The organism is Flagellimonas marina (assembly GCF_042651185.1).
GTDB lineage: Bacteria > Bacteroidota > Bacteroidia > Flavobacteriales > Flavobacteriaceae > Flagellimonas > Flagellimonas marina.
The window spans coordinates 893,341-904,930 of record NZ_JBHSCL010000004.1; the positions used below are offsets into that span (position 1 = coordinate 893,341).

An 11,590-nucleotide genomic window follows, 5' to 3' on the forward strand; every position below is an offset into this window, starting at 1 on the left:
CTGACATCAATAACGAACAATCAAAATAGAATAAATATCTTTGCAACTGAACCAACAATAGCGAAAAAACTATGGCATACAATCTTTTAAAAGGTAAAAAAGGAATCATTTTTGGCGCTTTGGACGAGAATTCCATCGCATGGAAAACCGCAGAACGCGTTCATGAAGAGGGTGGTACATTTGTATTGACCAATGCCCCCATCGCCATGCGAATGGGCCAAATAAAGGAATTGGCGGCCAAGACCAACTCTGAAATCATTCCTGCGGATGCCACCAATGAGGAAGAACTAAAGAATCTTGTGGAGAAATCCATGGAAATTTTAGGTGGAAAATTGGATTTTGTACTTCATTCCATTGGTATGTCGGTCAATGTGAGAAAAGGAAAACACTACACGGACGAGAACTATGATTTTACAGCCAAAGGGTGGGATGTTTCGGCACTTTCTTTTCATAAAGTATTGCAATCCTTGTACAAAGCGGATGCCATGAACCCATGGGGCAGTATCGTAGCCCTGACCTACATGGCAGCCCAACGAACTTTTCCAGATTACAATGATATGGCCGATAACAAGGCATATTTAGAGTCCGTGGCCAGGAGCTTCGGTTATTTCTTTGGAAAGGAAAAAAAGGTTAGGGTGAACACCATTTCACAATCCCCAACACCAACAACCGCAGGTCAAGGTGTAAAAGGTTTTGGCGGGTTTATCAACTATGCCGAAAAGATGTCTCCATTGGGCAATGCCACTGCGGATGAATGCGCTGATTACACTGTGACCCTATTTTCTGACCTTACCAAAAAAGTCACCATGCAGAACCTGTTCCATGATGGAGGGTTCTCCAACACTGGGGTAAGCCAAGAGGTAATTGATGAATTTTCTGAATAACATTAACGGAAAGTTCTAAAAGAGCTTTTCATTGTCACATCGAGCGCAGTCGAGATGTATTTCGTATTAAGAGCTTTCGGTGGTTCTCGACTGCGCTCGAACTGACATTTATTACCTTTCATGATAACATCTTTTTCTATCATAGTGCCGGTGTACAACAGACCCGAAGAGATTCGGGAATTGTTGGAGAGTTTGGAACGTCAAGATTTTAACGCCCCCTATGAAGTGGTCATTGTGGAGGACGGCTCTTCTGAAAGTTCAGAGGAGATTGTAAGACGATTTCAAGACAAGCTTCAGATTTCGTACTACTACAAAGAAAATTCAGGTCCTGGGGATTCCAGAAACTTTGGGATGCAAAAGGCCAAAGGAAATTATTACATCATTTTAGATTCTGACTGTATCCTCCCCAAACAGTATCTCACAGAGGTTGATAAAGAACTGAAACGTGAATTTGTACACTGTTTTGGAGGTCCGGATGCCGCGGATGCCTCGTTCACAGATGTGCAAAAGGCCATCAACTATGTAATGACCTCCTTTTTTACGACAGGAGGCATAAGAGGGGGTGCAAAATCTGTTGGAAAATTCCAACCCAGAAGTTTCAATATGGGAATTTCCAAAGAAGCCTTTGAAAAGGCAGGTGGTTTTGGAAGGATTCACCCTGGGGAAGACCCCGATTTGACCTTCCGCATCTGGAAGGCAGGGTTTGAAACACGACTTTTTCCAAAAGCTTTTGTCTACCACAAAAGACGCATCGACTGGAACAAGTTCTATATCCAAGTGAACAAATTTGGCAGGGTTCGTCCTATTTTGAACAAATGGCACCCCGGAACAGCACGTCCTACGTATTGGTTTCCTACTTTTTTTATGATAGGGCTGTGTGTATCTGTGCTTTTGGCCTTCGTAGGAATTCCGTTACCCTTGTGGTTATATGTCGCATATTTTGTTGTGCTGTTTTTGGATGCATTATTCAAAAACCGAAGCATAAAAGTGGCCTTTTTAGCAATTTTTGCGGCCTTAACACAGTTTACAGGATATGGAATTGGTTTTCTGAAGTCCACTTTCTTGCTTAACTTTAGTAACAAGGAGCCAGAAGAGCTGTTCCCAAAACTGTTTTTTAAACGCAAGTAAAGGTGCTCAAAAAGGTATTGCACGGCCTCAATCAAAAGAAAGTGAAGGTGTTTTCACTGTTTTTGGTATGTTCTTTTTTGGCGTGGTTCTTAAGCAACCTGTCAGAATCCTATGAGGCAAGGTCCAACTTGGTTTTAAACTACAGAAATCTACCGGATTCCCTTTTATTGGGGAAAAATTCGGAAAATGTCATTGAGGCAAAATTGCGGACCAGTGGGTTTCAGTTTCTGTTCTACAACTTTGTTAAGAAACAAATTGACATTGATGTTTCTGAGGTTGAATATCAAAATGGACAATATGTTTTAATGGATGATGCCCTAAAAAAGCAAATAGACCTACAGCTTTCGCAGAACATTTCCCTTCTGGACTTGGACCGAAGCCGATTGGTGGTGGATTTGTATCAGGTGGCATCAAAAGAAATACCCATTACAGCGAATTTGGATTTGAAATTTCAGCAGAACTTCATCATGGAAGGCGAGCCTAAAATTACACCGGATAAAGTTGTGGTCAAGGGCCCTGAAAGTGAAATTGATACACTGGATGAGATTCAGACAGAAAGCATCCAGTTGACCAATTTGTCGGCTGACTTTTCAAAGGAGGCCGCTTTGATTTTTCCAAAAGGATTGGATAACAGTATTTTTTCCATTGGACGGGTAAACGTTTCAGGTAAGGTGGTCAAATTTTCGGAAGAAGTTTTTGAAATACCCATTACCGTCATCAATCCGCCAGAAGGCTATCAGGTAAAAACGTTCCCAGATGCCGTGACTGTACTTTGCAAAGCAACCGTAGATAGGTTGAAAGGAATATCCTCTTCGGATTTTGAGGTGGAGGCCGACTACGCCCAATTGAACGGTAGCAACAAAAATACCTTGCTCCTGACCATTACCAAAGAGCCAGAAAATGTTTACGATGTAAGGCTCTCCGAGAAGACCGTTAACTTTGTACTGGAACAACAATGAAAATAGTTGGGTTAACAGGAGGAATCGGCAGCGGCAAAAGTACTGTTGCAGAAATGTTCAGGCAGCTTAATGTACCGGTCTATGATTCGGACAAAGAGGCAAAAGCCTTGATGGTAACCTCTAAGGAGTTGAGAAAGGACATTACGCAACTATTGGGCAAAGAGGCGTACAAGGATGATGTTTTGAATAGGGCTTTCATCGCAGAAAAGGTATTTAAGGACCCTAAAATGCTGGAAATGTTGAATGCGATTGTACATCCGGCAGTGAGAAAAGACTTCTTGGAATGGGCCCGTAAAAAATCCGTACCTTATGTAATACAAGAAACTGCCCTGATTTTTGAGAATGAAGGGCAAGACAAATATGACTACACCATACTTGTAACCGCGCCAGAAGGAGTCCGTTTACAGCGGGTAATAGAAAGGGATGGTGCAACTGAGGAACAGATTCTGCAACGGATGGCAAACCAAATGGCTGATAATGAAAAAATACCCCTTGCCGATTTTATAGTGGAAAACATGGAATTGGGAACTACTGAGAAAAAGGTAAAGGAGCTCCACGCCAAACTATTAGCCTTATCCACTCCAAAATTTTAACATTTTTGTTAAGGTTAGGTTAAACGGTAAAAGGCCTAAATGTTAAATTTCTAATTTTGATTCAATGAACAAGAAGCTATTCGTTCTTCTCGTCATTCTAATGAGTTTATCCCTAACGGGGATAATCTTTGTTCAGGTTTACTGGATAAGAACCTCCATTAACGACAAGGAAGAACAGTTCTCAAGGACGGTCACGGACATATTGGACAAAGTGGCAAGCAGGGTGGAGAAGAGAGAGATGAAGGATTATTCAGATCGTTTGGCTTCACTTGTAGATAGTATTGGTCAACCCAAGAGCACACAGTTCAGAAATTTTTTGTTCGTTGACCGGGATTTAAACTCCGATGAGATTCTTTTTTATTCCCACGGGATTCTGGAAGAGGATTACAATATAACATCTACGTTCTTTGATAATATAGACGGAGGAGAGGATACCACCACCATTAAAAATTATACCAGCAAGCGCACCAAAGCCATTTATAAGGAGGAATATGGCCTGGATGGAAAGACGTATAGTTTAACCCCCATCCAAAGAGCTGAAAAGATTGGTGGTCTGTCCAGTATGGAAAGGGCCGCTTGGGAAGATGTGTTCATGGAGGCCGCTAAGACAAAGCCCATCCACCAACGGGTGTCAAATCAAGAGTTAGAGTTGTTGCTCAGCCAAGAGTTGAAAAACAGGAATATTGATATTGACTACGAATATGGGGTGTACAGTCAAGGGTACCCAACCAAGGTAAGGTCTAAAAAGTTCAAGTTTTCAGGAACCAAAATGTACAAAGCGCCTATTTTTAAGGATAGTGAAGGGGATAGTACTTTTTCATTGTTGTTGACCTTTCCAAGCATGAAAAAATTCCTTTTTAGGTCCATCATGGGAATGGCATTGTTGTCCTTGATTTTTACTCTGGTTATCATGATTGCGTATTCCAGTGCCATTTATCAATTGATACGGCAAAAACAAATCTCGGAGATAAAGTCTGACTTTATCAACAATATGACCCACGAGTTCAAAACACCCATCGCTACAATAAATCTTGCGGTGGAGGCTATTCGAAACCCAAAATCCATTGAGGACAAGGAAAAGGTGCTTCGCTATTTGGGAATGATTCGTGATGAAAATAAGCGGATGCATGCCCAAGTGGAAAATGTGCTTCGTATCTCCAAGTTGGAAAAGAACCAATTGGATATTACAAAGGACAGGGTTGACCTTCACGATATTGTTGTAGATGCCATCGCCCATATTGAACTGATTGTGCAGGACCGTGGCGGTTATGTGAACTCACATTTGGATGCAGAAAGGTCGGAGGTTTTGGCCAATGACATGCACATGACCAATGTTATTGTAAATGTTTTGGACAATGCGGTAAAATACTCTCCAGAGTCTCCAAAAATAGATGTGTACACTGAAGTGGTGAAGAACAACATCATTATTAAAATACAGGACCAAGGTGCTGGAATGAGCAAGGCCGTCCTAAAAAAGGTGTTTGAAAAGTTTTATCGGGAACATACGGGTGACATACACAATGTAAAAGGCCACGGATTAGGTTTGGCTTACGTAAAACGAATTATAGACGATCATCAAGGCGAAGTTTATGCCGAAAGTGAAAAAGGAAAAGGAAGCACTTTCTTTATTAAACTCCCTTTAATTTAAAACAAACTATGGAAACAGAGAAAAAGAAGATATTATTGGTAGAGGATGACCCTAATTTTGGGATAGTCCTAAAGGATTATTTGTCCATGAACGACTTTGAGGTGGTTCTGGCCAAAAATGGTATGGAAGGTTTTGAAAAGTTCAAAAAGGACAATTATGACGTTTGTATATTGGATGTTATGATGCCCTATAAAGATGGATTTACCTTGGCCAAGGAAATCCGAGAGAAGAACGAGAACGTTCCCATTATTTTCCTTACTGCCAAGACCATGAAGGAGGATGTGCTCAAAGGATATAAAGCGGGTGCTGATGACTATTTGAACAAGCCATTTGATTCCGAAGTACTTTTAATGAAGCTAAAAGCTATTCTCCAAAGAAAGGCATCCAGTACTTTGGCGGACAGCAAACAGTTCGAGTTCCAGATTGGAAACTTCCATTTGAACTCAAAGCTTCGCTTTTTGAAATATAAAGAAGAAGAGCCGATTAAATTGTCACCAAAAGAAAATGAGTTGTTACGTTTATTGGCCTTGCATGAAAATGATTTGATGCCAAGAGAACTGGCACTGACCAAAATATGGAGAGATGACAATTACTTTACGTCCCGAAGCATGGACGTTTACATTGCCAAGTTGAGAAAATACCTCAAAAAGGACGATTTGGTTGAAATTCTGAACATACACGGAGAAGGATTTAGATTGGTAGTAAAGGCAGAAAATCAATAAATTTCACCCTATTAAGTATAAAAAAGCCACCGTTTCGGTGGTTTTTTTATGTCTTTTTCTTTAGAATCAACTATGATTTTATCTGCGCCACAATTTCCTTGATAATTATTTCCGGTTCTTTGGTGACCGATACCTTAATAGCCCTGGTGGGCGGTTCCAGAGTCTCAAATTGTGATTTAAGCAATTCAATGGGCATAAAGTGGTCTTTTCGAGCTTCCAAACGGGATTTAATCAATTCAAAAGAGCCGTTAAGATAGATGAATTCCATACACGTTCCCACTCCTGCACGTAGAAGACTGCGGTAATTTTTCCGTAATGCGGAACAACAAATAACAGCCCCACTATGTCTATGTTCTCGGGCCAATTGGTTCAAGCGTAACAACCACTCCTTCCGATCATCATCGTTGAGCGGGTGGCCTGTCTTCATTTTTTCAATGTTCTCTTTGGGATGAAAGTCATCTCCATCAAAAAAGGGGTACTTTAATCGATGCGCCAGAAGTTTTCCAATGGTGGTTTTCCCAGTACCGCTAACGCCCATTACCACCAATACCTTTTTACCGTTGGGCATGAGTTAGGGTTTTAAGTTGTTCGTTTAGTTTTTTCAAAACTTGTTCAGTGTTGGTTGTATGGTCTACCCAAAGGATGCGGTCATTTTTTCGCAACCAGGTCAATTGTCGTTTGGCAAAACGTCTAGTATTCTTTTTGATTTCTGAAACGGCAACCTCCAATGAGCATTGTCCGTCAAGATATTCAAAAAGTTCTTTGTAACCAACTGTTTGCAACGCATTCAAATTTTTATGTGAATGCAATCGATTGGCCTCTTCCAGCAATCCGTTTTCCATCATTTGATCTACCCTAGTGTTGATACGTTCGTATACGACTTGTCTGGGTGCATCAATTCCCACATATAGATGCTTAAAATGTCTTTCTGGCTTATTTTGAGACAGAAAAGAGGAATACGGTCGGTTGGCAGTAATGGAAACTTCAAGAGCTCGAATGAGCCGATGTGGATTATCCAAATCTACCTTTTTGTAATAGTCGGGGTCCCTCAATTTAAGCTCCTTTTGAAGATATTCCAATCCTTTTTCCTGTAATTCTAGGTTTAAAGATTCTCGGAGTTTGGGGTCGACCTCAGGAAATTCGTCCAGTCCATTGATCACTGCATCCACATAAAGCCCACTACCGCCCACCATGACCACCACACCTTTTTTCTGGAATAAAGTGTCTAAAAGGGACAAGGCATCTTTTTCAAAATCTCCAACGGAGTAGGGGTCAAAAATGCTTTTGTGTTGAATAAAATGGTGCTGAACAGCTTTTAGTTCTTTGGGAGAGGGGACGGCCGTACCAATTTCCATTTCCTTAAAAAACTGTCGAGAATCCGCAGAAATGATTTCCGTCTCCAAATGCTTGGCCAGTAGAATACCCAAAGCCGTTTTTCCAATGGCGGTAGGACCCACCACAGCTATCAATACCTTATTGCTCATAACAAATGTCCACAGTTATAACAATGGGTGGCATTGTCCCGGTGTCCCTCCACGGAACAATTGGGACAAGCTTGGGTGTTTGTATGAATCCTTCGCCCTGGACTTTGTTCACCTTTGTTGCCTCGGGAAAACTCAGCAGTGACAATCCCTGTGGGCACAGCAATAATCCCATATCCCAATACCATGATCACTGTGGCCAAGAACTGTCCCAATGGGGTCTGCGGTGCAATATCGCCGTAACCCACTGTGGTCAAGGTAACGATGGTCCAATAAATACTTGTGGGGATACTGGTAAATCCGGCCTCGTCCCCTTCAATCAAGTACATAAGGGTGCCTAGAATCACCGATAGAATCAAAACCACATAAATAAACACCGCAATTTTAGTCCGACTTGCCTTCAAGGCAGATTGTAGTTGTGATGCCTCACCGATGAATTTCACCAACTTCAATATTCGAAAAACCCGCAATAAGCGAAATGCACGCACGGCCAAGAGTACCTGGGACCCGGCCAATATGTATGATAGATAAAGTGGAATGGTAGAAACAAAATCAATAATGCCATAAAAACTGAAAATATATTTCCAGGGTTTTTTTATGCTGATGATTCGGGCAATGTATTCCAAGCTAAAGAAAATGGTGATGATCCATTCCAGGGTCAAAAGAATCTTATGGTGCTCAGCATCGATATGGTCCACGCTTTCCAGCATGACCAAGATTACGCTTAGGATGATCAACACAAAAAGAACAATGTCAAAAAGCTTTCCCGCAGGCGTGTCCGCCTCATAAATAACCTCATGAAGTTTATGTTTCCAGCCAGAGTGTGCTTTTTGTTCTATCAAGGGGCAGCGTTTAGTGGAATGACTTTGAGCCTATTGTTTTTTCTGAGATATGACTCAATAATAAACGTAGTGTTTTCATCACTTGGTATTGTGGTCATTATTGACTCCAAGATATGAATATTATTGATTTGATGGTTGAGCTCAACAAACCCAAATCCTTTAAGTTTGCCCTGTTTGATCAGAATAAAACTTCGCTCTCCAGTTTCCCTCCCTTGATCTAATAGGGCAATGTTTTTTTCGTGGATGCTGTACTTATCAAAAGCTGACAATACTTTTTCATTACAAACTGCCGCATCCGTTTCTTCAATACGCTCTTGGGAATTTGCATGGGAAGGTAGGGAGCAGGGACATATATCAAATTCTGAAGTAATTTTGTCCAAAAAGCTTTTGGCCGATGGGATTCCGTTAAACCCAATTTTCTTGGTAGGCTGTGATTTGCTCTTTTCAATATCTAAAATGATGTGCGCTTCACCATTTTGCTCAAAATTGATGATGTGGGAAAACAGTTTCCTTCGTGCAATGCTGTTGTGTTTGGGCCTCGTACGTCGTAGTTCTTGATATTCCTTCAGAAGAGCAACCAATTCACTTCCGGTTTCTTCATAGGTAACTTTCTTGGTCTCTTTTTGGAGTTTTCGGGCCAAGCTGCCCACATTGGTAAAATGTTGGTTCACCCTTTTCTTGATGTTCTTGGTCTTTCCCAAAAAGATGATGTCTCCATCCTTGTTGTGCATGTAATAGACGCCCGTTTCCGAAGGAAGGTTAAATACCATATCCAATTGGGTGGGGGAGAGTTCGCCGTGGGTTTCTTCTCGGACCACACTTTGAATGATGCTCTTATCCGAATCTTTACCCAACAACAGTTTAAATAATTTTAAAGTAGCAATGGCATCGCCATTGGCCCTGTGTCTATCACTCATGGGAATGCCCAGCGAGCGTGCCAATTTTCCCAAACTGTGGGATTCAGCCTCGGGCAACATCTGTTTGGATAGGTCTACGGTGCACAAGGTTTTGCGTTGGAAATCATACCCCAACCGCCTGAATTCAGTACGAAGAATGCGATAATCAAACTGGGCGTTGTGCGCCACTAAAGTGGCACCTTCGGTTATTTCCACAATCCGCTTGGCCACTTCATGGAATTTTGGGGCGGAACGTAACATTTTATTATTGATTCCGGTGAGTTTTGAAACAAAAGGTTGAATCTCTCGTTCCGGATTGATCAGGCAGATAAATTTGTCCACCACTTTGCGACCATCAAACCGATGAATGGCAATCTCCATAATACCCTCTTCATTGTATTTTCCTCCGGTACTTTCTATATCAAGTATGGCGTACATGAAAAATTTGCGTCGGTTTTACTGATAGTTTCGTTCCCCAAAGATACTACTTCCAATGCGCACCATTGTGCTACCTTCGGGGATGGCAATTTTATAGTCCCCACTCATACCCATGGAAAGTATAGAGATTTCGGGCAATTTTTGTTGAAGTTGGTCAAAAATGGATTTCAAATGAGCGAACTCTTTTCGCACCTGATTTTCATTCTGAGTAAAGGTGGCCATTCCCATCAATCCCACAATTTTTACATTTTCCATGCCGTTGAATGCTTCGGATTGAAGTAGCGTCTCGAGTTCAGAATCATCCAGACCAAATTTGGTATCTTCTTCGGCAATATGTATCTGTAAAAGGCACGGGATCACACGTTCGTGCTTTTTGGCCTGTTTGTCTATCTCTTTCAACAATTTTAAGCTGTCCACCCCATGAATCAGGGATACAAACTCAGCCATGTATTTGACCTTGTTGCGCTGCACATGTCCAATCATATGCCATTCAATGTCCTTGGGCAGGGCCTCCCACTTTGCCACCATTTCCTGCACCTTGTTCTCTCCAAAGACGCGATGTCCGGTATTGTAAGCCTCCAAAATGTCTTCGTTGGGTTTGGTTTTGGAAACAGCGACCAAGGTGACTCCTTTTGGAAGTTCATTTTTAATGGATGTGAGGTTATCTTTTATTGACATACTTTTTTAACTGTCATTCCGCACTTGATGCGGAATCTGTTTGGTTCATGGATTCCTGCTTTCGCAGGAATGACAAGATAAGTGTTACAACTCGTAAATCGCCAGTCCACTACGTAATTTAGGTTCAATATACGTGCTTTTGGGGGGCATTACCAAACCGGCATTGGCAATGGCCTTGATTTCTTCAATGGTGGTTGGTAAAAGACTGAATCCAACAGCAAACTTACCTTTGTCCACATTGTCCTTCATTTGAATGAGGTTATTTTTTCCGTGTCCATAGGAAATCCTTTCATCATTTCTAAGGTCTGTAATGCCTAGAATCGGCTCTAGGATTGTCTTGTAAAGAATTTGGGTGTCCAATCGACTCAGTGCATCCGAAAAGATGTAATTGGTTCTCAAGTAGAGCGAATAGAAATCACCACCCAAATACATGCTGAACTGATGTTTCTTAGAAGGTTTAATGGGGGCTTCTTCCTGCTTTTCAATCCGAAAATGCTCATCAAGTTGAATCAGGAATTCTTCTTTGGAGTACCCATTTAAATCCTTGACCATGCGGTTGAACTCATAAATCCTGATTTGGGATTCGGGAATGAGGTAGGCCATAAAATAGTTGTAGGGCTCATCTCCGGTATGGCCTTTGTTTTCTGATTCCATTTGTTTCGCCAGCAGATTGCTCGAAGCACTTCTATGGTGACCGTCGGCAATATAGAGGGCATCCATTTGAGCAAAAGCGGTTTCGAGCTTAGTCAGGGCTTTTTTGTTGGAAATCTTCCAAAGGCTATGGTTAAAGCGGTCTGTTGTGGTAAAATCATACATGGGCTTTCGTTGGATTTCTTCCTGAAATATCTCCCAAACAGCAGAATTGTCAGCGTAGGTCATCAATACCGGTTCTGCATTGAAACCCACGGTATGTAGGTATTCCGCAAATAATTCTTCCCGTTGTTTGATAGTGTCCTCATGCTTTTTGATGATATCGTTGCGATAATCGGAAACACTGCAGGCACAAAAGAAGCCGAGGCTTTTAAAATCATCTTTTTCAATCTGATAGAGGTAAAAACTGTCTTCCTCCTCCTTTTGCAGGGTATTCTCCTCCAAAAACTCCAAATAACGGTTACGGACCAAATGAAAACGGTCTTTTCCGGTGATGCTTTTGTGGAACTTGAATCCCGGATTGATGATATGCAAAAAAGAAAACGGATTGTATTGAAGTACCGATTTAAGCTCCTCGTCTGAATACTCCTCGTAGGAACGCGAGGCCACAAAAGAAACCTTGTCCCGGGTCGGGCGAATTGCCTTAAAAGGTCTTACGACGGCCATTCGG

The 11,590-nt window shown here is 41.6% G+C and carries 12 protein-coding genes; 6 read left to right on the forward strand and 6 right to left on the reverse strand.

The annotated features are described in order from the left end of the window. Positions 1 to 71 precede the first annotated feature (71 nt). The 6 genes from ACFOWS_RS07580 (at position 72) to ACFOWS_RS07605 (ending at position 5,934) form a co-directional block, all read left to right on the forward strand. Positions 72 to 884 carry an enoyl-ACP reductase FabI gene (locus ACFOWS_RS07580; RefSeq protein ID WP_366589672.1) on the forward strand — a complete coding sequence of 271 codons (813 nt, stop codon included), beginning with the start codon at positions 72 to 74 and terminating at the stop codon, positions 882 to 884. 120 nt (positions 885 to 1,004) lie between these two features. Next, entirely contained in the window at positions 1,005 to 2,012 is a 1,008-nt protein-coding gene (locus tag ACFOWS_RS07585) for a glycosyltransferase (RefSeq protein WP_379763328.1), read from the forward strand. Positions 2,013 to 2,014: 2 nt separating this feature from the next. Next, the gene (locus tag ACFOWS_RS07590) at positions 2,015 to 2,971 is read left to right on the forward strand and encodes a CdaR family protein (RefSeq protein WP_379763329.1); all 957 of its coding nucleotides are present in this window, start codon (positions 2,015 to 2,017) and stop codon (positions 2,969 to 2,971) included. Next, the gene (gene coaE / locus ACFOWS_RS07595) at positions 2,968 to 3,564 is read left to right on the forward strand and encodes a dephospho-CoA kinase (RefSeq protein WP_379763330.1); all 597 of its coding nucleotides are present in this window, start codon (positions 2,968 to 2,970) and stop codon (positions 3,562 to 3,564) included. The genes ACFOWS_RS07590 and coaE overlap by 4 nt, the downstream gene beginning before the upstream one ends. Positions 3,565 to 3,628: 64 nt before the next feature. Continuing rightward, positions 3,629 to 5,212 carry a sensor histidine kinase gene (locus ACFOWS_RS07600; protein ID WP_379763331.1) on the forward strand — a complete coding sequence of 528 codons (1,584 nt, stop codon included), beginning with the start codon at positions 3,629 to 3,631 and terminating at the stop codon, positions 5,210 to 5,212. Positions 5,213 to 5,220: 8 nt separating this feature from the next. Then, positions 5,221 to 5,934 (forward strand): response regulator transcription factor, encoded by a 714-nt coding sequence (locus tag ACFOWS_RS07605; protein WP_366589660.1) that lies wholly within the window; start codon positions 5,221 to 5,223, stop codon positions 5,932 to 5,934. Positions 5,935 to 6,004: 70 nt separating this feature from the next. On the opposite strand, the gene ACFOWS_RS07610 is transcribed toward ACFOWS_RS07605, so the two are convergent. From ACFOWS_RS07610 to ACFOWS_RS07635, 6 genes are all read right to left on the reverse strand, one after another. Continuing rightward, positions 6,005 to 6,502: a gluconokinase gene (locus ACFOWS_RS07610; protein WP_366589658.1), complete on the reverse strand. Its 498-nt coding sequence runs from the start codon at positions 6,500 to 6,502 to the stop codon at positions 6,005 to 6,007. Next, on the reverse strand, positions 6,489 to 7,418 hold the full coding sequence (gene miaA, locus ACFOWS_RS07615) for a tRNA (adenosine(37)-N6)-dimethylallyltransferase MiaA (RefSeq protein ID WP_379763332.1): 930 nt from the start codon (positions 7,416 to 7,418) through the stop codon (positions 6,489 to 6,491). The genes ACFOWS_RS07610 and miaA overlap by 14 nt, the downstream gene beginning before the upstream one ends. Next, a complete protein-coding gene (locus ACFOWS_RS07620; protein WP_379764504.1) occupies positions 7,415 to 8,254 on the reverse strand; it encodes an ion transporter in 840 nt (279 codons plus the stop codon). The genes miaA and ACFOWS_RS07620 overlap by 4 nt, the downstream gene beginning before the upstream one ends. Then, positions 8,254 to 9,591 (reverse strand): exonuclease domain-containing protein, encoded by a 1,338-nt coding sequence (locus ACFOWS_RS07625; RefSeq protein ID WP_379763333.1) that lies wholly within the window; start codon positions 9,589 to 9,591, stop codon positions 8,254 to 8,256. The genes ACFOWS_RS07620 and ACFOWS_RS07625 overlap by 1 nt, the downstream gene beginning before the upstream one ends. A gap of 18 nt (positions 9,592 to 9,609) precedes the next feature. Beyond that, positions 9,610 to 10,269, reverse strand: coding sequence for a YggS family pyridoxal phosphate-dependent enzyme (locus ACFOWS_RS07630; RefSeq protein ID WP_379763334.1), 660 nt, complete (start codon positions 10,267 to 10,269; stop codon positions 9,610 to 9,612). Positions 10,270 to 10,353: 84 nt separating this feature from the next. Continuing rightward, positions 10,354 to 11,586, reverse strand: coding sequence for a DUF1015 domain-containing protein (locus tag ACFOWS_RS07635; protein WP_379763335.1), 1,233 nt, complete (start codon positions 11,584 to 11,586; stop codon positions 10,354 to 10,356). Positions 11,587 to 11,590 lie beyond the last annotated feature (4 nt).

Coding starts and splice junctions, on each gene's coding strand:
- ACFOWS_RS07580 (WP_366589672.1), top strand. CDS start 72: ATGGCATACAATCTTTTAAAAGGTAAAAAAGGAATCATTTTTGGCGCT.
- ACFOWS_RS07585 (WP_379763328.1), top strand. CDS start 1,005: ATGATAACATCTTTTTCTATCATAGTGCCGGTGTACAACAGACCCGAA.
- coaE (WP_379763330.1), top strand. CDS start 2,968: ATGAAAATAGTTGGGTTAACAGGAGGAATCGGCAGCGGCAAAAGTACT.
- ACFOWS_RS07600 (WP_379763331.1), top strand. CDS start 3,629: ATGAACAAGAAGCTATTCGTTCTTCTCGTCATTCTAATGAGTTTATCC.
- ACFOWS_RS07605 (WP_366589660.1), top strand. CDS start 5,221: ATGGAAACAGAGAAAAAGAAGATATTATTGGTAGAGGATGACCCTAAT.
- ACFOWS_RS07610 (WP_366589658.1), bottom strand. CDS start 6,502: ATGCCCAACGGTAAAAAGGTATTGGTGGTAATGGGCGTTAGCGGTACT.
- miaA (WP_379763332.1), bottom strand. CDS start 7,418: ATGAGCAATAAGGTATTGATAGCTGTGGTGGGTCCTACCGCCATTGGA.
- ACFOWS_RS07625 (WP_379763333.1), bottom strand. CDS start 9,591: ATGTACGCCATACTTGATATAGAAAGTACCGGAGGAAAATACAATGAA.
- ACFOWS_RS07630 (WP_379763334.1), bottom strand. CDS start 10,269: ATGTCAATAAAAGATAACCTCACATCCATTAAAAATGAACTTCCAAAA.
- ACFOWS_RS07635 (WP_379763335.1), bottom strand. CDS start 11,586: ATGGCCGTCGTAAGACCTTTTAAGGCAATTCGCCCGACCCGGGACAAG.